The organism is Acetobacter fabarum (assembly GCF_029069195.1).
Lineage (GTDB): Bacteria > Pseudomonadota > Alphaproteobacteria > Acetobacterales > Acetobacteraceae > Acetobacter > Acetobacter fabarum_A.
Window position 1 is genome coordinate 17,605 of sequence record NZ_JARDYK010000001.1, and the last position, 25,338, is coordinate 42,942.

The following is a 25,338-nucleotide window of genomic DNA, read 5'->3' on the forward strand; positions in this document are numbered from 1 at the left end:
AAAACGGGGGAGGGCTATGTGCCTAGTCCATGCGCACGGAGGGACGGATAAAACCATCCAGCCAGTCTGCAAAGCAGGCAATGGCGCCACGGAAGGGGCCATGCAGTTCAAACTGGTGCTGCCGGTAAAGAGCCATATGCCCAAGGCGTGCGCTCAGGCCGTTTAAAAACCCGCCACCAAAGGTCTTGCCGTCGGCAAAGGCGCCCCAGCCGTTATAGTCGCCAAGAGCGACAATGGCGCCCCGGTTACGGAAGTGGAAGTCAGGGACAGGCTTTTTGTTAAAGATATAGCCCGGCAGGTGGCGGGCCAGATGGTGGGCCTGCTGGCGTGCGACCTGAGCGGTAGGCGCAACGGGTGCATCCTTGATAAAGGAGCAGTCACCCAGCGCAAACACATGCTCGTCCACTGTGCTTTGCAGGTTGGCCCGTACGGTCAACTGGCCACCACGCTGGTAATCCAGCCCATCCATATCCCGCGTGACATCCGGCGCTTTAACACCCGCTGCCCAGACGCGGAACTGCGCATTAACGCGGCTGCCATCTTTGAGAATAAACCCGGTTTCGTCCGCACCGCTGACCATGGTGTTGGTGCGCACGGCAATATTCAGGTCTTCAAGCTGCTTCTGGGCTGCATCCGAGACAGTCTGCGGGAACGCGGGCAGAATGCGTGGCCCGGCTTCCAGCAAGGTTACGCGCATTTCCGGAGTGACCGGGGTAAAATTGTACAATGCGCCAATGTCGAGCGCCTTGTGCAGTTCTGCTGCAAGCTGCACGCCGGTGGCTCCTCCGCCGACAATGGCAATATCAACGGGCGTGCCACGGCCATAGGCCTGAATAATGGCATGGCGGAAGCGCTCGTTAAAATTATTGGCCTCAACCACATTGTCGAGGAACATGCAGTGTTCCACCACACCGGGGGTGCCAAAATCATTGGCGCGGCTGCCAATGGCAAATACTGCGGCGTCGTAATCCAGATGCCGCTCTTCAAGCAGAAGCTGGTTGTTCTCTTCCATCAGCGGGGCAAGGGTGATGCGCCTTCTGGCCCGGTCCAGATGTGCAATCTCGCCATAACAGAAGCGGAAGCCGTGGGCCGCAGCATGGGAGACAAACGTAATCCGGTCGTTTTCGTTCCGGGCGGTTCCAGCGGCAAAACAGTGGAGCATGGGTTTCCACACATGGCTGAAGCCTTTGTCCACAAGCGTGATTTCCAGCCTGCCGGAGCGACCGAGCGTGTTGCCCAGGCGGGTCGCCAGGGCCAGACCGGCAACGCCTCCACCAATAATCACGAGCCGGAACCTGTTCGTCATATCATTCCTGTCCTTTGTCTCCCCCTTTTGGCCGAAGGGGGAGACTGCTTTGCGGTATGTCGTCTGTCTGCGCCCCTGCACGGCGGACCGGCAGCGGCAGGGGTGTGCGTGGTTTTGTCCGGCTCAGGCTGCGCTGGACAGATCCAGCAGCCCGATCACTCCATCCTCCGTGCCAAAGCCCAGTGTGCAGCCATCCGGGCTGTAAGCCAGTGCGGTTACCGCGCCAGCCTGACCCAATGATACAGGAAGAACGCGCTGGGTCGTGGGCTCCATCATCACAACCGTGCCATTGGCAAAGCCAGCCGCCACAACTTCCTGCGAGGGATGGAAGGCAACGCGGGTGCACAACGCGCCACCTGCGCCGGGGAGTTCTGTCGGGGGTTTGCCCATGGGGCCGCCCCCAAAAAACGGCCACATCACCACAATATCCGCACCACTGGTGGCCAGCCATTTGCCGTTGCTGGAAAAAGACATGGAGCGGACCTTTGTCGGGTAGCCGCTCATGCGGATGTTATGTCCGTCCGCCAGCCGCCAGCCGTGCAGGTCGTTTTCCTGCATGGCGGTGACAACCGCATCTCCATTCGGGTGCATGGCGATGCCCAGATGGCTGCCCTTCCATTCCAGCAGTCTGGCGCTGCCATCCTTGGACTGGGTAAACCACAGCGACACACCATTATAGTGTGATGCGGCAAGGCGCTTGCCTTTGGGGTCAAACGCAATGCCGCCTACGGTGGTGGGGTGTTCAAGCGTGCGGGTAACCGTGCGGCCTGTGGCGTCGCGCAGTTCCACATTCTTGTCCGATGCAGCGGCGATCAGGGCGGTTTTGTCGCTGACAAATGTAGTAATGTGCTCCACCCAGCGACGGGTCTTGGCCAGTTCTTCAATTTCGCCCGTGGGGTCCAGGCGGCACAGGCGGCCATCATCCCCACCGGTTAAAAAGCTGTCAGCCAGCGTATCGGGGGAGAGAGCGAGCACCGGCCCGTCATGCACCGCGTAGGTTGTCCACGCGTTGGGGGTATTCAGGTCATGCCTGTGGGCGAGCACCACATCGCCTTCACCCGTGGTAAAGGCGAACCGGCTGGAATCGCGTGAGGCAACGCAGCCCGTAATTTCTCCCTCGATCTGCCTGAAGGCTCCACGCTTTTCAATCAACCCGCGCAGAAGGGTTTTCTGGGGCGCGCTCATGCTGCAATGCAGCTTTCAAGCCCACGGCGGAGTTGTGGCCTGTTCAGGTTGCGACCAATGAAGACCAGACGGCTCTCCCGCGGTTCGCCATCTTTCCATGGCCCAATGGCGTTGCCATCGGCCATCATGTGCACGGCCTGAAAAGCAAAGCGTTCGGGTTGGCCTGCAAAGTCCAGAATACCTTTGGTGCGCAGCATGTCTGCCCCTTTTTCCTGCAGCAGGGCGCTGATCCATGCCTGAAAACGCCCCGCATCCAGTGGCTGCTTGATCTGAAGGGACACGCTGGAAATGTCTTCCTCGTGGTGGTGTTCGGGGTGTTCAAGAAAATCAGGCGTGTTTTCCAGCACACGTGCCAGATCAAACCCACCACGGTCCAGCACATCGGTCAGGCGTACATTGCCCTTTTTGGTGTGGTGGATGGGAGCGGAGGCATTAATCTTGCGAATGGCGGCCTCAATCCGGGCAATCTGGTCTGCATCCACCAGATCGGTCTTGTTGAGGATAATCACATCGGCAAAGGCCACCTGTTCACGCGCTTCGGGGCTTTCGGCCAGTGTAGTCAGGAAGTTAAAGGCGTCCACAACCGTAACCACGGCGTCCAGTCTGGCTTTTTCGCGCACATCTTCATCCGCAAAAAAAGTCTGTGCTACGGGGGCAGGGGCGGCCAGGCCGGTAGTTTCCACAATAATGCCGTCAAATTTGCCGCGACGCTTCATCAACCCGTTCAGAATACGGATCAGATCGCCCCGGACGGTGCAGCAGATGCAGCCATTGTTCATTTCGAACACTTCTTCATCCGCATCCACAACCAGATCGTTGTCTACGCCCAGTTCGCCAAATTCATTAATGACCACGGCATATTTGCGTCCGTGTTCAGCGGTCAGGATATGGTTGAGCAAGGTGGTTTTGCCCGCGCCCAGAAAGCCGGTCAGCACCGTAACGGGCACACGGGTATCGGGCGTGCTTGTGGCAGCATTTTCCGGCGCGAGGGATGCGTCAGACATAGGGTAAGCCTCCAATTCAACAATCGTGCTTTTCATATAGGACGCCAGATTATGAGAAACCAGAGAGGCGCGGCCCTGCTGCGCCATAACCGGAACTTCCGTGGCGTGTAAAAAGCTTAGTTTCTGTGTGTATCCGTGGCGGTTGTGAGGGGCTGGAGTTTTTGTTTGGGAGCGGTAGACCGCAGGAACCGCACGGCCAGTGCACCGTAAAGTGCATGGCTGCACAATGCGCGTGAGACCCCAAAAGCCAGAAATGCACTGGCCATCAGCGCCAGAGTGATCTGCTGGTTATCGCACATTTCCATCACAATAACGGTGGCGGTCAGGGGGGACTGGGTGACTGCGGCAAAGTAGGCCACCGTGCCCAGAAGCACCACTGCGCCGGGCGTGGTGTGAGGCAGAAAATGCGCGATCCATCCCCCCATGCCCGCCCCGACGGAGAGCGAGGGTGCAAACAGCCCACCGGGAATGCCCGAACAGTAGGAAATAAGGGTAGCCAGCAGCTTGAACAAAAAGAACGAGGCCGGATACTGGTCCGAGCCCATAATAATGTCACGCGCCTGTGTGTAACCCGTGCCATAGGTCATGCCACCGCAAAGCAGGCCGATTATGGCCAGCGCCAGCCCGCATAACGCGGCGAACAGAACAGGATGCAGGCTGATAAACCGCCCGAACGCCCCGGGAATCCCACGGGAAATACGGACCAGAAGGGCGGAGAACATGCCCCCGCACAGCCCCCCCACAACCCCGCAGACCACAACGGCCAGCCAGCTTGCCCCAACCGGCACGGCGGAATAGGTGTGGCCGAAATAGGTGTAGTTCCCCACGAGGGCAATGGCGGTCACGCCGGAAATAACCACGCAGGTCAGCATGGTGCCGCTGGTGCGTTGCTCAAAAGAGTGGGCCAGTTCTTCTATGCCAAACACAATACCCGCAAGGGGGGTATTAAAGGCGGCGGCTACCCCGGCTGCCCCGCCCGCCTTGATCAGGGCGCGCTGTTTGGTCACATCGGTCAGGCCCGCAAGGCGGCCTACCGTGTGCATGATGGACGCCCCCACCTGTACGGTGGGCCCCTCGCGCCCGATGGAGGCGCCACACAGCAGGCCAAGGCAGGTCAGGCAGATTTTGGCCAGTGCAATCCGCAGGGCCAGAACCTTGTCCACAATAGTCATGTCATGCAGGTGCATGCAGGCAATGGCCTGCGGAATACCGCTGCCCTGTGCGCCGCGGAACCATGTGCGGGTCAGCCAGGTGGAAAGCGCCAGCCCCAGCGGGGTTATCAGCAGCATCAGCCAGGGGTTGATATGCATAAGGGTGGTACGCACATGCGCCGCTTTGTCTGCCAGCCCGGCAAAGGCCACGGCGACCAGACCAACCAGAGCCGCCCCCGACCAGTACATAAGCTTGCGCCGCCAGCTTACCGTACCAGCCTTGGCGTGCTCACGCAGATGGCGCAGGGACTCTGCAGTGGGTATCACGCTCGCGGAGGGCATGAGGCATCTCTTGTGTAAAAGAAAAAAGATGCGGCACAGTTTAACATTTCATGCGGCAGAAGAAAGACATTACCGTCTTTTATAACGGTTTTCTGTTTATTTTTCTGCTGAAGAACCGGAACTGGCGGAGGATGCCCCTGCGGGTGGTATGTCCAGAACCGAATTATCGTGCTTGGCGCAGGTTTCTGGTTCTATGTGAATATGGACAAGCGTGCTGCCCATATGCACGCGCAGGGCGTGTTCAATGCGGTCGCATATATCGTGCGCGGCTTTTACGTTCATGCTGCCCGGGACAACCAGATGGAAGTCAAGGAATGTCATGGCTCCCACAATGCGGGTGCGGATATCATGTGCCTGAATGGCACCCTGCCCGTTGGCGGTAATAATTGCGCCGATCTCGCCCAGTGTCTGGGCGTCCGGGGCTTCGTCCATCAGCCCGGCAATGGAGTCGCGCATGACTTCCCAGCCAACCCGCAGCACGTTCAGGGCTACCAGTCCGGCCAGAACCGCATCCAGTTGCGGCCAGCCCAGCAGGGGGATCAGCGCAACACCGACCACAAGGGCAACCCCTGTCCACACATCGGACAGCACATGCTGCCCCCCTGCGACAAGGGCTGGGGAGTGGCGGGCCCGCCCGGCGCGGAGCATGGTCAGCCCCCAGATCAGATTAACGCAGGTTGCCGCCCCGTTCAGCAGCAGGCCGCCCCATGGGGCCAGCGTGGTGTGGGGGTGCAGCCAGCCTTCCACCGCTTCGCGGCCAATGACAAACGCGGTAATGACCACCAGCGCCCCCTCGGCCACGGCGGACAGGTACTCCGCCTTGTAGTGGCCGTAGGTGTGGTTGTGGTCTGCCGGGCGCTCTGCAACGCTCAACGCCCACAGTCCTCCGGCGGCGGCAACCACGTTAATAATGGTTTCTATGGCGTCTGCGTGCAGGGCAACGCTGCCGCTTACGGCAAAGGCTGCGTATTTGAGCCCCAGTGCCACAAGGCTGACAAACAGGCTGACAACGGCAAGGCCCCTGTTACTTCTGGGGAGCGGGAGTTCGGGCATGGGTTCTTGTTTATCTGGTGTTAGACGGTATGCGGATCGGAGAGGTGACAGGTGGGGCTGTAATCCTGTGTTTCCATCTGCACGGTGGGGTGGGCAATGCCAAAGCGCTGGCGCAGGGTGGTGACGAGTGTGCTGAGCAGGAGGGTATCGCTTGCCTCATCTACGGGGGCTGCGCTGCGGACCAGATGCACGGTCAGGGCGGTTTCGGTCGTGCTTATGGGCCAGATGTGCAGGTCATGCAGGTCCGCAACTCCGGGGATACTGCGCAAAAAGCTTTCCACGGCACCGGGGTCCACCTCACGCGGGACGGCATCCAGCGCCATATCCAGCGAATCCCGCAAAAGGGACCATGTGCTCAGGACCACAACAACGGAAATGGCGAGGCTTATGGCAGGGTCTATCCATGCAACATGGCTAAGCAGTACCAGCCCCCCGGCAATAACCACGGCAAGGGATGTCAGGGCATCGGCCATGAGGTGCAAAAAGGCCCCGCGAATGTTCAAATCCCCTTTCTGCCCTGCTGCAAACAGCATGGCGGAGGCACCGTTTACTACAATGCCAATGCCTGCAACCACCATCATGGTCATGCCTGCAACCGGGGTGGGGTGCATCAGGCGGTGGATGGCCTCCCATGCAACGCCGCCAGTGACCAGCATGAGAATGATTGCATTGGCCAGCGCTGCCAGAATGGAGGAGCGGCGTAGCCCATAGGTAAAGCGCACGGTCGGGCTTTTGCGTGAGAGATACTCGGCCAGCCACGCGGCTGCCAGTGCCAGCACGTCAGAGAGGTTGTGCCCCGCATCGGCAATAAGTGAGAGCGAATGGGCATAAACACCCCATACCGCCTCCGCCACCAGATAGAGCGAGTTAACGGCAATACCTATGGCAAAAGCCATGCCAAAGGAGGCGGGCGTGTGCGCATGGTGGTGGCCAAATCCGTGCTTGTGCGTGCAGGCTGCCCCGTTGCCTTCATGCTCATGCTCATGCTCATGCTCATGCTCATGCTCATGCTCATGCTCATGCTCATGCTCATGCTCATGCTCATGCGTGCAGGGCGCGGGGCCGGTATTGTCTGCGCAGCCTGACTGATCCGTATGGTCATGCGCACGCATGTCTGGGGCTGGCATGGCTCTGGCTGCTTTCATTCATGCAAGGGGCCATGGAGTGGCCTTATCCGGGGGGCTGATACTTTATCTAGGGTGGGTTGGTGCGGAATGGAAGTGGAATATTCCTCCACCGATTACGCAGCAGACGTTGCACGCCCAAGCCGTTCCAGAATAGGGAAGGAACCAGAAGATTGTTTTGCCTCATATGCAATGACACTGGATGAACACGCCCCATGCTCCGTCTGACTGAACTGCGGCTACCGCTGGACCACCCGCCCGAAGCACTTCGGCAGGCAATCTGTGAGCGGTTGGGCATTGGTGCGGATGCACTTGAACACTATACCGTGTTCAAGCGTGGGCATGATGCACGCCGCCGCTCTGCCATATGGCTTGTGTACACACTTGATTGCGCAGTAAGGGACGAGACAGAGGTACTGGCCCGTTACCGGAGCGCGCATCCCGGCAACACCTGCGTACAACCCGCGCCGGACATGGTCTGGCATGCGCCCATTACCAATGGCGCATCCCTTGCCGCAGCCGTGGGGTATAAACGGCCCATTATTATCGGGGCCGGACCATGTGGGTTTATGGCTGCCCTGATTCTGGCCCGTATGGGGCTGCGGCCGCTGTTGCTTGAGCGCGGCAAGGTTGTGCGTGAACGCACGGTGGATACATTCGCCCTGTGGCGTCGCTCGGTGCTGACCCCGGAAAGCAACGTACAGTTTGGCGAAGGCGGGGCGGGCACTTTTTCCGATGGTAAGCTGTACAGTCAGGTGCGGGACCCGCGCTACCTGGGCCGCAAAGTGCTCGAAGAGTTTGTAAAGGCTGGTGCCCCGGAGGATATTCTGTATCTGGCGCACCCTCATATTGGCACGTTCCGGCTGGTCTCCATGGTGGAGCATATCCGTCAGGAGGTGGAACAGGCCGGTGGAGAATACCGCTTTGGGGCCAGAGTGGATGATCTGCTGCTCAATGCAGCCACCCGTAAGGTAGAAGGGGTAAGCCTTTCCACCGGGGAGGAAATTGCAGCAGACCATGTTGTGCTGGCCGTGGGCCATAGTGCGCGCGACACGTTCGCCATGTTGCAAAAACAGGGCGTGAGCATGCAGGCCAAACCTTTTTCCATGGGAGTACGGATCGAGCATCCGCAATCGGTTATTGATACGGCCCAGTTTGGCCCCAGTGCTGGCAACGAGCAGTTGGGAGCGGCTGAATACAGGTTGGTCCACCACGCAGTCAATGGGCGGGGTGTGTATTCCTTCTGCATGTGCCCCGGCGGTACGGTGGTGGCTGCAACCTCGGAAGAAGGGCAGGTTGTTACCAACGGCATGAGCCAGTATTCCCGCGCCGAGCGTAACGCCAATTCGGGCATGGTGGTGGAACTGCGTCCGGGGGAGGACTACCCGGATGATCCGCTGGCGGGCATTGCCTATCAGCGCCACTGGGAACGGCAGGCATTTCTGGCCGGAGGCGGGGATTACCGTGCTCCTGCCCAGCGTGTGGGGGACTTTCTGGCCGGTCGCCCCTCTACCGCGCTGGGGGATGTAGTGCCCTCCTACAAACCGGGAGTAACCCCGGCTGACCTGTCCACCTGCCTGCCGGGCTTTGTGGTCGAAGCCCTGCGGGAAGCTCTGCCCCGGTTCGAGCGTAAACTGCGTGGTTTCACCATGGATGATGCGGTTATGACCGGGGTGGAAACCCGTACATCCTCCCCCATCCGTGTGCCACGGGAGGGGAATGGACAGTCCATCAACACGCCGGGCCTGTACCCTGCGGGGGAAGGGGCTGGGTATGCCGGGGGAATCCTCTCTGCCGCCATGGATGGTATTCGCATGGCCGAAGCCGTGGCGCAGGATATGGCCGGTCTGCCGGTTACTCTGGCGTAAGGGTTTACCCTGCAGATGCGGGGTGTCAGGGAATGTTGGCCAAAAATTCTTCTACCAGTTCGCTAAAGCGCTGGGGGGCATCGGCATGGACCCAGTGGCCCGCACCACGAATGCTTTCCAGCCGGTGGTTGGGAAAAAGTGCCTGCATGGCCGGATGGTTGTCGGGGCTGATATAAGGCGAATTTTCCCCGCGAATGAACAGGGTCGGCCCATCATACCGTAAGTTCGGGGCAAGATGGGGCCAGCCCATGATATCGGGCATGGCGGCCAGAATGTCATGCAGACCTATGGCCCAGCCGGGATGATCGCCCAGCCTTATGTTCTGCACCATAAGCTGGCGCACTGCATCGCTCGTAATATAGGGGCGCAGCAGGTCGTTGGCGCTGTGCAGGTCCAGATGTGGGGGAAATTGCAGCCTGTCCAGATTTTCCGGCAGGTCCAGCCGGTCAAACCCGCCCTGTGCCGGGGCTATGTCCACCACAATCAGGGCGCGTATGGCGGCTGGGTGGGTCAGGGCCGCCATCATGGCTGTTTTGCCCCCCATGGAGTGCCCGAGCACAATGGCGGGGCTGGCATGGTGGTGTTCCATTGTGTCCAGCACGTCCTGCGCCATGGTGGGGTAGCTCATGGGACCATGAGGGCTGTTGCCATGGTTACGCAGGTCCATGGCCAGTGTACGTCGGGTTGTGGCAAGTTTGCGTTGTACAAAACCCAGATTGCGCGCCCGGCCAAACAGGCCGTGCAGCAGCACAACCGGCAGGGTTTTTTCGGGTGTTGGGTGTTCGGGGCCGCGCTCGCTCACGTTTAGCAACACTGTTCTGCTCTTTCCTCTGCTCTGGCGCGTAGGCGCATGGTGCGGGGAGTTTTGCCCAGCTTTATCGCTGAATGCGAGGGGCGGGATGCTGTTTTTTCTTCACCTTCCAGAGAGAGGGCATGTGTGCCACAGTCAGGTACAGCATGCACAGCCTTGCGGGTGGGCTGTCTGGCTGGGTGTTCAGGGTGGGCTGAGTGTTTTGCGTGCAAATGTCCAGCACAATGCGCCAAAGCCCAGCGTGCCTAGAATGGCGGGTAAGCTCTGAGGTACAAAAGCCGCGAGGGAAAAAGCATTATCCCGCCCTGTGGCACCGGAAAGAACGGCCAGTAATACCCCGGTCAGGCTTTCGCCCACAATAAAGCCCGATGCCAGCATGGTGCCGGTGGAGCCGCCCTCGGGGTTACTTTGGCCCGTAGTGTTGGCAGCACGCTGGTTGCGGTTCTGGCTGATCCGCTTGAGTATCCATCCCAGTATGGCTCCGCAGGCCAGTGTCAGGCTGACGGAGGCTGGCAGGTACAGGCCCACGGCCACACCTAGCGGCGGAAGAGCCCGCCCCCGGCGGCGCAGGCCAAGGTCCAGCGCGACCAGGCCCACCCCAAGAGCCATGCCTGCGCAAAGCATGCTCCAGTCCAGCGAATGGGTAAAAATACCCTTTGCAATAAGCGTGATCAGGGCAGGCTGGGGGGCAGACAGCGCATGGGCAGGGTCCATGCCCGGGCGGGGCATGGCGCCGGTAAACCCGTAAGCCTGATACAGCAGGTTGAGAACGGGCGGAATAACAGCGGCTCCAACAAGGCAGCCCGCTATTAACGCGACTTCCTGCTTCCAGGGTGTGGCCCCTACGAGCTGTCCGGTCTTGAGGTCTTGCAGGTTGTCGTTGGAAATGGCGATGGTGGCGGTAATGGCCGACAGAAGCAGGATGGTAAACGCTGTGGCCAGTTTCTGGCTATCTGCCGTCATGGCTTCAGGTGTCAGGCCCAGAGTTTCCAGCGCCAGAATCATCAGGGCGCACAAGACGGCACCAATAATGATAATGCCCGAAATGGGGGAGGACGATGACCCCACAATACCGGCCATGTACCCGCAGGCTGCTGCCATGACAAAACCGAACACAACGCAGAACAATACAGCCACACCGACAATTGGCCAGAACCCGTGTGTTACGGGGGCTAGAAACGCGGCAAAAAAACCAGCCAGCAACAGCATGGCTCCCGCCATAAGTCCTCCCATGGTACGGGCGGAAAGGTCCCTGTCTGTCGCAGAGGTCAGGCCCGTTGTGCGTTGCAGCATGGTGCGTATGCCCCGTAGCACGGGGGGCATGAGTTCGATCAGCGTCCACAGGGAGGCAACGGCAATGGCACCAGCCCCCACAAAGCGGACCTTGTGCAGCCAGATGTCCTGCGCAAACTGGGCTGGAGGCAGGAGTGTGGGGTTGGGTAACAGGCTGGTCAGCCAGGGCACACCTACGCCCCATGCCAGTATGCAGCCTGTCAGCATGGCCATGCCCCCGCTCAGGCCGACCAGATACCCGGCCCCGATCAGGGCGGGGGAAAACGCGGCACTGAACTGGAATACGGCATTACCCGCGCTGGCGGTCAGGTTAAGCCCATCGGCCAGCAGGCGCAGACCGCCACTGCAAAACGAAAAGACGGAGGCCATGACCCCGCCGCTTATAAGTGCCTGCAGGCCGCGCTGGTTGTTCCTGTCTGCCCCTGCGCGCAGAATTTCGGCTGCAGCCACGCCTTCAGGGTAAGGTAGGCTGCTTTGTGTTACCAGCGCGCGCCGGAGCGGGATGGTGAACAGGACCCCCAGTACCCCACCAGCAAAAGACAGTCCCGCCGTTTGCCAGAAGGGAAAATGTGTCCAGAACCCGGCAATGATCAGTCCGGGAAAGGTCGCAAACACGCATGACAGGGTGCCCGCAGCAGAAGCCTGACTTTGCACCATGTTGTTTTCCAGCAAGGTGCCCCCACCCATAAGGCGCAGCACAGCCATGGAAATAACCGCAGCAGGTATGGATGAGGCAAATGTCAGTCCGATCCGCAGGCCCAGATACACATTGGATGCGGTAAAGACGATGGTAATAAGCGCGCCAAGCAGCAGACCACGTAGTGTAAGTTCCCGTTGGGGGTTCGGGCTGGCCATGCGTCCTGTCTCTCCCGGAGGGTCATGGGGGGCACCATACGGTCAGGGGTGTGGTCTGGCGTTCCCCTGCGTATGCTCAGGAGCGGAGGCTTGCGGGCAGGCCGCGCTCCTCCACTCCTTTGTGCACATACGATGCTCACCGGGATTTGTCTGCCCCAAAGCGGGTCAGAAGGTCAGTTCAAGGTTGCTTTGTACAAAAGCACCAGACGTAGCTCCGGCGTTGATCATGCTATGCGAGGCAAAAATATATTCTCCATCAATGCTAAACGTAATGTGGCGCGTGGCCCGCCAGGTAAAGCTGGCCTGTGGCATGGTGGCTGTGTAGGCTCCATGCGGGCGATAGGCGTAAAAGGCGGTGCCATTGGCGTAAATGGCGTCCTGGCGGCTGTTGCGCCACACCGCAGGCACCTTGAGCAGCAAAGTGGTGTTGGGAGTGGGGGCAATCGTGGCGATGGGGCCTACGTCTATCAGGTTCGACTGACCGATGTAGGTACTTATATCCAGATAGTAGGCGCTGGGAACATAGGGGGACATGAAGCTACCCCATGAGCTTTGTTGGTCTTTGTGCATATTCCCGCCAGAGATACTGTCCACCTGTATACCGATGGCCGGATGGCCCGCCCATTTTGCAAACCGCCAGGAGAGCGTGGCATCAATGGCATAGGCGGAAACCGGGCGCGTTGGCCCGTTTTTGGCCGCGCGGAATTCACCCCCCTGCCACATTGCTCCGATCGAAAATTCCAGCGGGCCAGCATTGCCCCATATGCGTGTGCCCGGCGTGTCGCGGTGGGTGGACCCCGCAATGGAGCCACCACCTGGAGTGGGCAGAGCATTTTTGGAGAGAATGAACCCCAGATAGAACGTATCCACAAAAATCTGACTGTTGCGTCCCATGAACTTGAAGCTGGGCACCGCATAGGATGTATAGGCTCCGAACAGGCGCGAGTTCCATCCGACCTGATCGTGGAACATGGCCGAAGGTGCGGTGTTGGTCAGGGTCAGGTAAAACCCGTCTACACGGAAGTTTTTCCAGAACGCATAGCCGCGCAGGCCATTCCATGAATAGGGCACGGAGGGGTACACGCTTCCTGCGGTAAAATAAGGTGGTGCATCCAGAAAGGTCATGCGCCCGGCCATGCCACCCACAGTGGCATTGAGCACCTTGCCGCGCACTTCCACAAAGGCCTGTTGCACATCCAGTCTGCTGCGCCAGCGGCCTCCGGCATAGCCATAGTAATTGACCCCTGCGGCCTGACCGCTCATCAATTCCCCATACAGGCGCACATGCTCGCCCAGATGCAGGTCCGCGCCTCCATTCCAGCGGAAGTTGTTGCGGTAGGCGGGCACTTTCTGGGTTGCGCCAAAACCTGGGCGCTGGTCATAAAAATTGTGTTGGCGGAAGTTGCCACTCAAGGTCAGGTAAATATCGCCCGACGTGTTGAGCGGGATGTATTTGAGCGGATCCATGAAGTCCAGCCGATTGTGTTTGTCGCGCAGGCTGGACCAGTCCTCCGCCCAGCGGGAGACGGCATAATACCCCACAGTGCCAAAGCCTGCGGCTGCCCCCGTATTGGTGTTGAACACCCCCCACGGCCCCTGATGCAGCAGCGCTGTAGGCAGGGGAGTGAGCTCGAGTGACTGGGGCTGGCCGTAAGCTTCGGGGCGGCTGGTCAGGGTGGGGAGCAGTCGGCTGTTATCCCAAAAGCCGGCCCGGGGGGGCGTGGACGCAGGGGGGGTGACCGTAACAATACGCGCCCCTTTAACCTGCGCAGGAGCGCTGACGGTGATTGTTGTTGTGTCCGCCTGTGTGCTCTTCTGCGCAGCGGGTTGTGTGTGCGGCATATGGAGATACGCGGCATTGGGCGCGGTTTCGGCCCGGACGGGTACTGCCCATAGGCAGAGCAGGGCCGAGCCAGAGGCCAGCAGGCCTGTACGCAGGGCTATGGAAGGGCCGTGGCACCGCAGGCCCGCCAAGGGAGGGCATGCGGTGCGGGCAGAGGTTGGAGTGGTGTGGTCGGTGATTACGGTCATGGGCCGAGGTCACTTCTTGTTATTTTTATTAGGTCTGATAATTCATTCAGTTATTGAATGACTTATATTAGCATTATTGCTATAAATGCGCTTATGTCATATCGCATTTGCGTGTGCTGCATTGCTTATACGCAATGCAGGGGCATTGTTCGATAAAAAATTAGAAAAATTCTGTTAACAATTCTGTGTTTTTTCAAAATATGTTAGAAAAAACACAACTCAGGCTGACGGAGCCCTGCGCTGGAGCGTATGCAGGCAGGTTTGTGTGCGCGTAGCCAGGCGAATGTCATGTAATTTGGTTACGGCTCGTTCAGCCTGCTTGCGCCATGTGGTGGACATGCCTGTGGGCGAGCAGATGTTTCTGGTACTGCCAGTTGCGGCCGCATTGGGCTCGGTCGCGCTCAGCACCATTGCAGGCTGGCGGGGAAGCAGGCGTTGGAGTGTGTGTTCCAGTGTTCGGGCCGTGCGGGCATCGGTCTGTGGCATAACGGTCGCCACAATGCGGGCGGCCTCTGGCCTGCCCCGTGCCAGAGCCTGCATGACGTCGTCCCACCCATGAGGGCGGGAGAGTGCTGTTGCAGTCTGGGCTATCCCATCATGCGTTGCCATGTACAGCACGTGATCTGTTTTGTCGTTCTGCATGGTTGGCGGCAGGCGGCTGCCCTGCGTGGCCATAATGCACAGTCCGGCGGACACGCAGATAAGCAGGGCGGACAAAAGGGGGCGCAGTGCTCGCACGGTATAGGTATCTCCCTTGGTGAGAGAGACAGTTACACGGTGGAAAATGGCGCGGGCATGGCAAGGACGTGGCGCGTCTGCCAAAGGTTGCCCCGCCCGAGCGGGATGGCCTATAGGGTGCGGAACAGATCGGAAGGCGCGCACGCCGGGTTTATGGTCGTTCACCGTTGGCGGGACGATCGGATATGCCCCGTGCCCTGTTTTTCCTGATGCGTGATTTGGCTCGACTAAGGAATGAATGACATGAGCGATTCTCTTTCTGCTTCAGAGATCACCCGCCTCCAGAGCGCGCTGCGCCGCCTGCTGGGTTCGCCTGAACTGACCGTAAACCCGGCTCCGCGTGCAGGCATGTCGGTCGAACTGGCCGTAAAGGGTGAAGTTATAGGCACCGTCCACCGTGATGATGAAGATGGCGATGTCAGCTACGCCGTAAACATGGTGGTGCTGGAAGAAGACCTGCCTCGCGCCTGAACTGCAACACCAGCAAAAAGCCAGTCCGCCGCAATGGAGGACTGGCTTTTTTGTGGGTTCTGCTCAGCCTGTTCTCAGGTGTTGGGAGGTGTAGCCGATGCCTGCATGATGGGGGCACGCCGCACGGGCAATTCCACGTTGGTAATTTTCCATTTCCAGCCTTGAATGCGCAGTTCAACGCGCAGAGGCGTTTCACGCTCATGGCCGGGCAGGGGCAATTCCATGACAAACTGGTCCAGCCGGTTGAAATGGACCGAGGCCCGCGTAGCCAGCGATGCAAAAGACGGCGTGCCAGACTGCGCCGGGGAGGCGGAGGTGGGCAGGGCCTCATCCAGCAATGTGCCAAGGTTGGCCTGCGTGAGCGTGGTATCCACTGCGTTGGATACAGCCGTTGTGGCAAAGGACGAACCAAAATCGGGCAGTTCGTTCGCTGCGGGCTGTATGTTCAGGTGCAGGCCAGCCAGTGTCTGCCGTTTGAATGAGGCATCCAGCGCACCCCAGTTGATCATCCGCCCAAGGGCTGTGGCATCGTGGCGTTGCAGGTCGGAGGCAACAGACCACAACGTGACAAAAGGGGAGGCCAGATACAGGCTAAACGACGCAGCTGCCGTGGCAACACACACCCGGCGCGCGGTCTGGCGGCGGGGCAGACTGGCTGGCCGGACTGTCGGTCCGGGCTGGGTGAAGGTTGTCATATTACACATTCCTCGTATGTGTTTGGTGCAATTCTTATAAACCAGATATCCTCTTCTAACCAGATAATAATGTGTAAGGTTTCATGTGTTATTACAAAAATATGACCTTTGTTGCATGGAGTTTGGGATATCCATAACGCGTACGGGGGAGCGTATGCCCCCGGAGTACTCAGGAGTGGATACATAAAACCCATGCAGCTTGACCTTAGCGAAAATGAAATCCAGCGCTATTCTCGCCATATTCTGTTGCCCGAGGTCGGCGGGACGGGGCAGGTCGCATTAAAGAATGCTTCCGTGCTTGTGGTGGGGGCCGGGGGGCTGGGTGCGCCAGCGGCTTTGTATCTGGCCGCTGCGGGCGTGGGCCGAATCGGTCTGGTGGATGATGATGTGGTCGAACTGTCCAATCTTCAGCGGCAGGTGCTGCACACCACGCGCGCCGTAGGGCGTAAAAAGGTGGATACCGCATGCGAACAGCTGACCGCCCTGAACCCCGAGATCGTGGTGGAAGCATGGGATTTGCGGCTCAATGCCCGGAATGCCCATGACCTTGTAGCCAGATATGACCTTGTGTGTGATGGGTGCGATAACTTTGCGACCCGCTACGCGGTCAATGCCGCCTGTGTGCAGGCAGGTAAGGTGCTGGTCTCTGCCGCAGTGCAACGCTTTGAAGGACAGTTGGCTACATTCAGCCCTACACAGGCAGGGGGGTGCTATAACTGCCTGTACCCCGCAACAGATGGTCAGGCATCCGGTCTGAGCTGTGGCGAGGCCGGTGTGTTCGGCGCGGTGACCGGGGTGATGGGCACGTTGCAGGCAACCCAGGCGCTCAAGCAGATTCTGGGCCTTGGCAATACCGGCGCGGGGGAATTGCTGATGTGGGATGCCCTGCGCATGAAGTTTACAACCATGACCCTGAGCGCCGACCCGGCCTGCCCGGTCTGTGGCGCAGAGCACGCCCATGGCTGAGAGCAATGCCCCCTCCTGCGATCTGGTTTTGCTGGTAGTGGAGGCCCGGTACGAGCGTATTCATGCCGCTTACATGCTGGCTGCCACGGCGGCTGCCATGGGGCAGTGCGTTCTGCTGTTTGGCATGGGGGCCGGGGTTTGCGCTTTCTGCGGGGACTGGAACGGGCTGGACGGAGCCGCAGGCGCGGATATGCGCAAGCAGGCAGGGGTTGCCGGGCTGGATGACCTGCGTGAAGCAGTGGTGGATATGGGCGTAACCCTTATGGTGTGCGACTCCGGTGTAAAAACGCTGGGGCTGGATACGCAGGCCCTGTTGCCGGGGGTTGAAGTCGTAGGTCTGCCGAGTTTTTTTGACCGGGCAGGTGCTGCCCGACAACTCGTGTTTTAGCGGGCGAACATGCATGCAAAGGCAGGTTTGAACAGGGTTGAGGTGCAAGTCTGTTCTGCTGTGAAACGTAAAGTCGCGCGCGAAGTGTGCGCGCCCTCTTGCCCCCGCGTCACTCTCTTGGCAGGGATGCAGCCATGATGTGCACTCGCTCCTTTTTCCGGTTTCGCCTGCTTGTCTGCGTGACGGGCTGCATGGCAGCTTTTTCTGGCATCACGGCGTCTGCCGGTTTTGCGGTCGATGGTGTGGCGCCCCCGCTCCATAAACACCATAAACATACCCAGACAGCCCCACAGGCTGCATCTGCGCACAAGAGCGGGGGTAGTAAGGCCAAAACCAGAGGCAAGCATGAGACTGCCCTCACACGGAGCGGCAAAAAAGGCGCGCACCACAAAAAGCATGAGGCCGCCAACCTAAAGGCCGGAGCCGCGCACCATATTCCTGCGCACCACCATGTTGCGGCCGCCGCAGGTGCTGCGGCGGTTGCGGGTGCCGCTGTGGCGGCTTCCACCTCCACCACCACGCCCGCCGATATGGGAGCACCTGATGCAGGCGTGCAGAATGACCCCGCAAAAGGGAGCGTAACCGGCCTGCCGTTGCCACGCTATGCCGCCCTGCGCTCGGATGAGGTGAACATGCGTGCGGGGCCGGGGCAGCGTTTTCCTATTCTGTGGGTCTATCATCGGCGGGGTATGCCGGTACGGGTGGAACGGGAATTTGATGTCTGGCGTCTGGTGGAAGACCCCACCGGGCAAAAAGGCTGGATGCAGCAGGCCACATTGGCGGGCGGGCGCGATTTTCTGATTCCCGGTGAACCTCCGGGGGACGAAACGCCCGTGCCCTCACAGGCGGGTAAGGATGGTGAGAAGACCTTGCCTTCGGGGCATATGGATGCTCGGGTCGTAGCCAGTGCTGGCTCGGCGCAGGATGCGGCAAAACTGTCCGGCGTGGTGTTCATGCGGGCCAGTGCCAGCGAGGATGCTCCCATAGTGGCCGTGTTGCGGCCGGGTACGGTTGGTTCAGTCAGGGAGTGTGCGGCAGGCTCGGCCTGGTGCAAGGTTTCGGTCAAACAATATAACGGATGGGTGCCGCGCCGGGCCATCTGGGGAGTGGACGCTGAGGACGTGATCAGCCCATCCTGAATTTTTCCGGCGGATTGTTAAGGAGAATCAGGTTTATGTCTCTTGTCACAACGTCGGAGAGTCAAAAAACAGAGGCTGGGGCCTGTCGCACTAAAATTGTTGCAACACTTGGCCCAGCTTCTTCCGATTACGCCACCATCCGCGACCTTGCTTTGGCAGGGGCGGATGTGTTCCGCTTCAATTTTTCCCACGGCACACATGCCGATCACGCCAGTCGGCATGCTTTTGTAAGGCAGGTTGAGGCCGAACTGGGCCGCCCCATTGGTATTCTGGCCGACATGCAGGGGCCAAAGCTGCGGGTCGGGCGCTTTGGGGCTGGCAGGGTCGAGCTGGTGGCGGGGGCATCTTTTCGGCTTGATCTGTCCGATACACCGGGGGACGCTACGCGCGTGCAACTCCCCCACCCAGAAATCATCAAGGTCGCTACGCCCGGCAGCCGTCTGCTGATGGACGATGGCAGACTGGCCGTTGTGGTGGAGCAGGTCGGGCCGGACTGGCTGGCAACGCGGGTGGAAATCGGGGGGGCGCTCTCCGACCATAAAGGGGTGAACGTGCCCGATGTGGCGCTGCCCATTCCCGCCCTGACGGAAAAGGACAAGGTGGATCTGGCCTATGCGCTGGAGCTGGGGGTGGATTATGTGGCCCTCTCCTTTGTGCAAAGACCGGAGGATATGGTGCATGCCCGCAGCCTTGTGGGGGAGCGGGCCGCATTGCTGGCCAAGCTGGAAAAGCCTCAGGCGGTGGAAAACCTGTCCGCCATTCTGGCCCTGAGCGATGCCGTGATGGTGGCGCGCGGTGATCTGGGGGTGGAACTGCCGCCAGAGAGTGTTCCTCTTATTCAAAAACGGATTATCCGCGAGGCCCGCAGACTGGGTAAACCGGTGGTGGTGGCCACGCAGATGCTGGAAAGCATGATAACCGCACCAACGCCCACACGGGCGGAGGCCTCGGACGTGGCGGCAGCCGTGTTTGATGGGGCAGATGCAGTCATGCTCTCTGCGGAGTCGGCTGCGGGGCAGTACCCGCGTGAGGCGGTGCGGATCATGAACCGCATTTTGTCGCGGGTGGAGCAGGATGCAGGCTGGCAGGCCCACATGGCCGCAGCCCGCCTTGCTCCGGAGGATTATGTGGCGGATGCCATAGCCAGTGCTACCCAGCAGGTTGCAGCCACTCTGCGCGCTCCCGCCATTGTGGCCTATACGCACAGGGGGGCCACGGCCCTGCGTATTGCGCGTGAACGCCCGACATGCCCAGTACTGGGGGTAACACCCACGGCACAGGCCGCGCGGCGGCTGGCCCTTGTGTGGGGTGTGCATGCGTTTGTCAGCCCGCCGCACACGGCATCCACCACGGTGGAGCGGATGGTGGAAGAGGCACTGGCTGTTGTGGCCCGTGCACGGATTGGCGCCTCTGGAGATTCGGTGGTTATTGCCGCAGGTGTACCTTTTGGCGTGAGCGGTTCCACCAACCTGCTCAGGGTCGCCAGAATTCCCTGAACTCTATGCATCGTGTCAGAGCCTGCCGGAGGTGACAGTCCCCCCGTTGCAGGGTATGGCGGGAGGCGGCGGGGCCGGGCACTGGTCGTATGGGCGGCGTGCTGGCAAGGTAAGGCGCAAGGGGCTCAGATGGTAACCTCAGTACGGAACAGGTTGGTCAGGCGCAATGTAATCAAGGGGTTGTCCGGTCTGTCTGCCGGTCTGCTGCTGCCACGCATGAGTGCGCCCCAAAGAGCGCTGGCCGCCAGTGCAGGTGCGGCGATGACCGCCTTTCCGCCAGATGTGACCACCCAGCCGCCCCGGCAATGGGGGCCGGACGTGCCTCCATCCTATGCGCCGGACCCCGATGTGGTGGTGATCGACCGCTCTTTCCGCGATCTGGTCAGTGGTCATGCGACCATCCATCGTGTGTGGAATGGCGGGGTGTGGCTGGAAGGCCCAGCATGGTCGGCCGAGGGGCGCTACCTGCTGTTTAGCGATACCGTTACAAGCCGACAGTACCGCTACCTGTGGGAGACGGGGGAGGTTACGCTTTTCCGCCCGGAATCCTACCATTCCAACGGGAATACGTTTGACTATCAGGGCCGCCAGATTTCCTGCGAGCATTTTTTACGCCGTGTTGTGCGCTGGGAGCATGACGGGTCGGTACATGTGGTGGCCGATCATTTTGAGGGGAAACCCCTCAGCTCCCCCAATGATGTGATTGCCCATCCCGATGGTAGCATCTGGTTTACGGACCCGGGGTATGGAGACAGTGTGGCAGAAGGCCACGCTGATGCCGCCGGAGGGGAGGCCAATCCCGATGGGCGTATTCGCTGGCGGATGGGCGAGGAGCTGATCGGTGCTGTGGGCGGCGTGCACAGGCAGCCTGACCACACGTTCCGGGTTGATCCTTCCGGTCGGATTGATGTCGTGTTGACCCAGGACCAGTTGCCCAACCCTAACGGATTATGTTTTTCGCCCGATTTTTCGCATCTGTATGTCATTTCCTCAGGGCGGCAGAATGGTGCGGGCGGACATGATGGAGATCTGGCTGTGCATGAGTTCGATCTGCACAGACAGGAACTCCCTCTCTCCAACCCAAGGCTGTTCACCAATATGCGCTTTGAAGGGGTTCAGATGATCCCCGATGGGTTGAGGGCCGATATTTATGGCAACCTCTGGTGTGGGGTGAGTGGGCCATTGGGCCTGTGCGGGGTGTTCATCTACAACCGCGAAGGGCATCTGATCGGACGCATCCGCCTGCCTCATGGTGTGTCCAACCTGACCTTTGGCGGCCCCAAGCGGGACTGGCTGTTCATGTGCGCAGGGGAAGCCCTGTACAGCCTTCAGGTGAATACCCAGGGGGCTGGCCCGGCCTGATTGTGCACAGCACTCCTGCGTCAGCCGTTGGTTTTTAAAGCCGGGACAGGGGGTTTTGTGGAGTGTCCCCGATCAGATGGTTCAGCAGGTCGGGGGCAGTTACACGCTCTTTTTCAAAATCAGGGGCAGCAGGGCGAACAGGCCACATAATGTGGCGGCAAAAAGGGCAAGACCATGCGGGCTGGCCTGCATGGCTGCCGCACTTATGGCAGGGCCGGTAAAACTGCCCAAGCCCCATGCCAGAGAGCACAGAGCGTATACGGCAATCAGGTCTCCATCGCGGTAGCGGTTGCCTGCCGCGGCCATGGCAACGGAATATACGCTGGCGAATGCACCGTCCCATATAAACATGAGCGGGTAGGCAAAGGCGGGCTGGCGCATGGCCAAAGGCCATAGCAACGCGCCGCCACAGGCCAGCAGAGCCAGAATGATCTGCAAGGACCGTCGGTTGGTTCTGTCCCCGATCCAGCCAATGGGCACCTGCATGACCGTTGCGCCCAGCAGCATGACGCTCAGCAGCAGGGTGGCCGCCCGCTCGCTCCAGCCGGACTGGATGGCATAGAGCGCGAGAAAGGACGTGGCCGCAGCATCCAGCATGGCGATCAGCAACGTAGCGGTAATGGCAATAGGTGCCAGTGCCAGATAACGCCAGAGCCGGTGCTGCGTTGGTGCCGCAGGGAGTGGGGCTACCATCCATGGTGCCTGCGTTATGATTGCGGCCAGAAGCAGAAGGGCGGCGGTGCCAAAAAATGGCAGGTTACCCTGTCGTCCAGTCAGGCTGAGCAGGGCCGGACCTATGGCGATGCCAACAAAAAGCAGCGTGTTGTAAAGCCCCATGACACGGCCCCGTGCATGGTTGTCCGTTATCTGGTTCAGCCAGCTTTCGGACAGAACCAGAATGACCTCGCAAAATGCCCCGAGCAGGACACGCAGCGGGAACCACGGCCAGATGGAGTGACCCAGCGGAAAAAGCAGGAGTGTCAGCCCCGCGCCTGTCAGGGCCAGAAAAATGGCCCGTCGTGGCCCAAGGTATGTGGCCAGTCGGGGCATGAAGGGCGCAATGCCCAGCGCGCCCAGCGCATGCATCATGCTGTTGGCGGCCACCATGCCCGCGCCGTAGCCCCGATCCGTCAGATCGAGTGTAAAAAGAGGAGCGCCCAAGCCCATGACCAGCCCAAACACAAGGCCCATAAACGTCAGGGTTGTCGTGGGCCAGAACTGGATGCGCGGATTTAAAGAGGATGCGTGGTCCGGCATGCGGTCCTTCAGGGGTGTTGGCGTTATCAGGGCATCAAGGCAAGTCAAAGCCCAGTGGAGTCGCACAGGGGAGAAGCCGTTGGGTAGGGGCATCGGGTCTGTGCTGTGGTGCTCTGGTTCTGACGCACGCAGGGCTCAGGTCAACCCCCATGTGGGATAGACATAAGAATTTTACGTGCATTCTGGTGCGGGGAGAGCTATCTGTGCGGCCACGCAAACACCACAGCGATCGCTGACCGCCCTTTCAAGCACGGAGGAGGCGGTAAGGCGCGCAGGAGCAATCAGGCCGACTTCATGGATATCCGCAATATCGCCATCATTGCACACGTCGATCATGGCAAGACCACTCTCGTTGACGAACTGCTGAAACAGTCTGGCTCTTTCCACGAGCATCAGCACGTTGCTGAACGCGCCATGGACAGCAATGATCTGGAACGTGAGCGTGGTATTACCATTCTGGCGAAATGCACCTCTGTTGTGTGGAAAAATACCCGCATCAACATTATCGACACACCCGGACACGCCGACTTTGGCGGGGAAGTGGAACGTATTCTGAGCATGGTGGACGGCGCGGTTGTGCTGGTCGACTCTGCTGAAGGCGCTCTGCCCCAGACCAAGTTCGTTGTGGGCAAAGCTCTGGCCCGTGGGCTCAAGCCGATTGTGGTTGTGAACAAGATCGACCGTGGCGATGCCCGCCCCGACGAAGTTCACAACGAAGTGTTCGACCTGTTCGCAGCTTTGGGTGCGAATGACGAACAGCTTGACTTCCCCATGCTGTACGCCTCTGGCCGTCAGGGCTGGGCCGATCTGGAACTGGAAGGGGCCCGCAAGGACCTCAGCCCCATGTTCGACCTGATTATCAAGCATGTGCCCGCTCCTGTGCTGGACAAGGAAAAGCCGTTCGCCATGACGGCCACAATCCTTGAAAACGACAACTTCCTTGGGCGTGTGCTTACCGGGCGTGTCGAGCAGGGCCGTGCCCGCATGAACATGCCGGTCAAGGTGCTGCGCGCGGACGGTTCTGTGGTTGAAACAGGCCGCCTGACCAAGCTGCTCTCCTTCCGTGGTCTTGAACGCGTTGCGGTTGAAGAAGTGGAAGCAGGGGACATCGTGGCCGTGGCTGGTCTGTCCGAAGCTACTATTCCGGACACGATCGCCGCACCCGAAGTGACCGAACCGCTGCATGCCATTCCGGTTGACCCGCCGACCCTGTCCATGACCTTCCGCCTGAACGATGGCCCTCTGGGTGGCCGTGAAGGCAAGAAGGTGACGTCCCGCCAGATTCGTGACCGTCTGTTCAAGGAAACCGAAAGCAATATTGCTATTCGCGTGACCGACAGCCCCGAGAGCGAAGCGTTTGAAGTGGCTGGACGTGGTGAACTTCAGCTTGGCGTGCTGATCGAAACCATGCGCCGTGAAGGGTTTGAGCTGACCATCGGCCGTCCGCGCGTGCTGTTCCGCACGAACGAAGAAACCGGTGAACGCGAAGAACCGTACGAAGAAGTCACCATTGATGTGGACGAACCCTATTCCGGCGTGGTTGTGGAGAAGATGTCTCTGCGTAAAGGCCAGATGCAGGATATGCGTCCCTCTGGTGGTGACAAGGTTCGTCTGACCTTCATCATCCCCTCGCGCGGGCTGATCGGCTACCACGGCGAATTCCTGACCGACACGCGTGGCACAGGCATCATGAACCGTCTGTTCTTTGGGTATCAGCCTTACGCTGGCACCATTGAAGGGCGTCGTAATGGGTCGCTGATCTCGGCTGAAGATGGTAATACCACAACGTATTCCCTGTTCTCTCTGCAAGAACGTGGCACGCTGTTTGTGGATGCTGGCGAAAAAGTTTACGTTGGCATGATCATTGGTGAGCATTCGCGTGAAAACGATCTGGAAGTTAATCCGGTTCGTGAAAAGAAGCTGACCAACATGCGCGCATCCGGCAAGGACGATGCTCTGATGCTGACCCCGCCGCGCCGCATGTCTTTGGAACAGGCTATTGCTTACATTGAAGATGATGAACTGGTGGAAGTAACACCTTCAGCCATTCGTCTGCGTAAGCGTTACCTTGATCCGAACGAGCGCAAAAAGCGGTCCAAAAGCCGCGAAGGCTGATTGACCGGGGGCCACGCGCAAGCGTGGCCCTTGTTTTTTGTGGGCAGAGGCAAACTAAGGTTACTCTGTGGCAGGGATTATTTTTTTTGAGTGCATTACAGATATGAAAATTGGATACGGCTTTCTAAAATCAAGGAAAACCGCCCATTCGGGGCGGTTTTTTTATTGAGGATTTTTAAAATAAGGCAAAAATATGGCATGTGTGCGTTAAACACATAATAAGTGGGAATGTTGCGCAAATTTTAAACGCAGACGGCCGGTCTATGCCGTGATATGCATGAAGCCAGAAACCGGCTGAAGGTTTTTTTGCACGGGATGGTGCAGTAAAACCAAAGGAATTCTGGCCGGTTGTATTGGAGATTTAAGAAATGATTTCTCGTCGTCTGCTCGCAGCTCTTTCCACAGTCGCTCTGATGGGCGCTGCAGCTCCTTCTTTCGCTCAGGAAAACGCAGCTCCTGCCGCACCGGCTGTTGCCGCTCCTGCAGCTCCTGAAGCCGCAGCTCCTGCTGCAGCAGCTGAAGAAGGCAAAAAAGCCGAAAAGCATGCCAAGCACGCTGGCAAGCATGGCAGCAAGCACCACGCTAAAAAAGGCGGCAAGAAAGCTGCTGAAGGTGACGCTGCTCCGGCTGCTGAATCCGCTCAGTAAGTCTGCCATATCCAGTGGTGGAGTGGCGTAAGCCAGTCCAC

At 59.5% G+C, this 25,338-nt stretch carries 22 protein-coding genes; 9 read left to right on the forward strand and 13 right to left on the reverse strand.

Annotation, left to right across the window (positions count from 1 at the left end; translation table 11 throughout):
• Positions 1 to 22: 22 nt before the first annotated feature.
• The 6 genes from PY793_RS00095 to PY793_RS00120 form a co-directional block, all read right to left on the reverse strand.
• The gene (locus tag PY793_RS00095; protein WP_275176115.1) at positions 23 to 1,306 is read right to left on the reverse strand and encodes an NAD(P)/FAD-dependent oxidoreductase; all 1,284 of its coding nucleotides are present in this window, start codon (positions 1,304 to 1,306) and stop codon (positions 23 to 25) included.
• Positions 1,307 to 1,429: 123 nt separating this feature from the next.
• Positions 1,430 to 2,491: a WD40 repeat domain-containing protein gene (locus tag PY793_RS00100; RefSeq protein WP_275176116.1), complete on the reverse strand. Its 1,062-nt coding sequence runs from the start codon at positions 2,489 to 2,491 to the stop codon at positions 1,430 to 1,432.
• A complete protein-coding gene (locus tag PY793_RS00105) occupies positions 2,488 to 3,495 on the reverse strand; it encodes a CobW family GTP-binding protein (protein WP_275176654.1) in 1,008 nt (335 codons plus the stop codon). Before PY793_RS00105 ends, PY793_RS00100 begins: the two co-directional genes overlap by 4 nt.
• 116 nt (positions 3,496 to 3,611) lie before the next feature.
• Positions 3,612 to 4,988: a chloride channel protein gene (locus PY793_RS00110; RefSeq protein WP_275176117.1), complete on the reverse strand. Its 1,377-nt coding sequence runs from the start codon at positions 4,986 to 4,988 to the stop codon at positions 3,612 to 3,614.
• A gap of 96 nt (positions 4,989 to 5,084) precedes the next feature.
• Complete coding sequence (locus PY793_RS00115; RefSeq protein WP_275176118.1) at positions 5,085 to 6,041, reverse strand: cation diffusion facilitator family transporter; 957 nt, start codon at positions 6,039 to 6,041, stop codon at positions 5,085 to 5,087.
• Positions 6,042 to 6,061: 20 nt separating this feature from the next.
• Positions 6,062 to 7,168 carry a cation diffusion facilitator family transporter gene (locus PY793_RS00120; RefSeq protein ID WP_275176119.1) on the reverse strand — a complete coding sequence of 369 codons (1,107 nt, stop codon included), beginning with the start codon at positions 7,166 to 7,168 and terminating at the stop codon, positions 6,062 to 6,064.
• A gap of 212 nt (positions 7,169 to 7,380) precedes the next feature.
• On the opposite strand from PY793_RS00120, the gene PY793_RS00125 reads away from it, so the two are divergent.
• The gene (locus PY793_RS00125; protein WP_275176120.1) at positions 7,381 to 9,033 is read left to right on the forward strand and encodes an NAD(P)/FAD-dependent oxidoreductase; all 1,653 of its coding nucleotides are present in this window, start codon (positions 7,381 to 7,383) and stop codon (positions 9,031 to 9,033) included.
• Positions 9,034 to 9,058: 25 nt separating this feature from the next.
• Here PY793_RS00125 and PY793_RS00130 read toward each other — a convergent pair whose 3' ends face one another.
• The 4 genes from PY793_RS00130 to PY793_RS00145 form a co-directional block, all read right to left on the reverse strand.
• Positions 9,059 to 9,847: an alpha/beta fold hydrolase gene (locus PY793_RS00130; protein ID WP_275176121.1), complete on the reverse strand. Its 789-nt coding sequence runs from the start codon at positions 9,845 to 9,847 to the stop codon at positions 9,059 to 9,061.
• A gap of 180 nt (positions 9,848 to 10,027) precedes the next feature.
• The gene (locus tag PY793_RS00135) at positions 10,028 to 11,992 is read right to left on the reverse strand and encodes an OPT family oligopeptide transporter (RefSeq protein WP_275176122.1); all 1,965 of its coding nucleotides are present in this window, start codon (positions 11,990 to 11,992) and stop codon (positions 10,028 to 10,030) included.
• Positions 11,993 to 12,157: 165 nt separating this feature from the next.
• On the reverse strand, positions 12,158 to 14,023 hold the full coding sequence (locus tag PY793_RS00140) for an alginate export family protein (protein ID WP_408744631.1): 1,866 nt from the start codon (positions 14,021 to 14,023) through the stop codon (positions 12,158 to 12,160).
• Positions 14,024 to 14,242: 219 nt separating this feature from the next.
• Positions 14,243 to 14,845, reverse strand: a complete 603-nt coding sequence (locus PY793_RS00145; RefSeq protein ID WP_275176123.1) for a hypothetical protein — start codon at positions 14,843 to 14,845, stop codon at positions 14,243 to 14,245.
• A 159-nt stretch (positions 14,846 to 15,004) separates the two neighbouring features.
• On the opposite strand from PY793_RS00145, the gene PY793_RS00150 reads away from it, so the two are divergent.
• Positions 15,005 to 15,232, forward strand: coding sequence for a DUF3126 family protein (locus tag PY793_RS00150; RefSeq protein WP_275176124.1), 228 nt, complete (start codon positions 15,005 to 15,007; stop codon positions 15,230 to 15,232).
• A gap of 74 nt (positions 15,233 to 15,306) precedes the next feature.
• Here the strand turns inward: PY793_RS00150 and PY793_RS00155 are convergent, their stop codons facing one another.
• On the reverse strand, positions 15,307 to 15,927 hold the full coding sequence (locus PY793_RS00155) for a DUF2939 domain-containing protein (protein ID WP_275176125.1): 621 nt from the start codon (positions 15,925 to 15,927) through the stop codon (positions 15,307 to 15,309).
• Between the two features lie 192 nt (positions 15,928 to 16,119).
• Between PY793_RS00155 and PY793_RS00160 the strand changes: the two genes are divergently transcribed.
• From PY793_RS00160 to PY793_RS00180, 5 genes are all read left to right on the forward strand, one after another.
• Complete coding sequence (locus PY793_RS00160) at positions 16,120 to 16,893, forward strand: HesA/MoeB/ThiF family protein (protein ID WP_275176126.1); 774 nt, start codon at positions 16,120 to 16,122, stop codon at positions 16,891 to 16,893.
• On the forward strand, positions 16,886 to 17,281 hold the full coding sequence (locus PY793_RS00165) for a DsrE/DsrF/DrsH-like family protein (protein ID WP_275176127.1): 396 nt from the start codon (positions 16,886 to 16,888) through the stop codon (positions 17,279 to 17,281). The genes PY793_RS00160 and PY793_RS00165 overlap by 8 nt, the downstream gene beginning before the upstream one ends.
• 134 nt (positions 17,282 to 17,415) lie before the next feature.
• Positions 17,416 to 18,420, forward strand: coding sequence for an SH3 domain-containing protein (locus PY793_RS00170; RefSeq protein WP_275176128.1), 1,005 nt, complete (start codon positions 17,416 to 17,418; stop codon positions 18,418 to 18,420).
• Between the two features lie 35 nt (positions 18,421 to 18,455).
• Complete coding sequence (gene pyk / locus PY793_RS00175) at positions 18,456 to 19,916, forward strand: pyruvate kinase (RefSeq protein WP_275176129.1); 1,461 nt, start codon at positions 18,456 to 18,458, stop codon at positions 19,914 to 19,916.
• A 216-nt stretch (positions 19,917 to 20,132) separates the two neighbouring features.
• Positions 20,133 to 21,278 (forward strand): SMP-30/gluconolactonase/LRE family protein, encoded by a 1,146-nt coding sequence (locus tag PY793_RS00180; RefSeq protein ID WP_408744648.1) that lies wholly within the window; start codon positions 20,133 to 20,135, stop codon positions 21,276 to 21,278.
• Positions 21,279 to 21,377: 99 nt separating this feature from the next.
• Here the strand turns inward: PY793_RS00180 and PY793_RS00185 are convergent, their stop codons facing one another.
• Together PY793_RS00185 and PY793_RS00190 are read right to left on the reverse strand one after the other, a co-directional pair.
• Complete coding sequence (locus tag PY793_RS00185; RefSeq protein ID WP_275176131.1) at positions 21,378 to 22,628, reverse strand: MFS transporter; 1,251 nt, start codon at positions 22,626 to 22,628, stop codon at positions 21,378 to 21,380.
• A 78-nt stretch (positions 22,629 to 22,706) separates the two neighbouring features.
• The gene (locus PY793_RS00190) at positions 22,707 to 22,928 is read right to left on the reverse strand and encodes a hypothetical protein (RefSeq protein WP_275176699.1); all 222 of its coding nucleotides are present in this window, start codon (positions 22,926 to 22,928) and stop codon (positions 22,707 to 22,709) included.
• Here PY793_RS00190 and typA point away from each other — a divergent pair.
• On the forward strand, positions 22,830 to 24,650 hold the full coding sequence (gene typA, locus PY793_RS00195) for a translational GTPase TypA (protein WP_275176132.1): 1,821 nt from the start codon (positions 22,830 to 22,832) through the stop codon (positions 24,648 to 24,650). The genes PY793_RS00190 and typA overlap by 99 nt on opposite strands.
• Before the next feature lie 368 nt (positions 24,651 to 25,018).
• A complete protein-coding gene (locus PY793_RS00200; RefSeq protein WP_275176133.1) occupies positions 25,019 to 25,297 on the forward strand; it encodes a hypothetical protein in 279 nt (92 codons plus the stop codon).
• Positions 25,298 to 25,338: the final 41 nt, after the last annotated feature.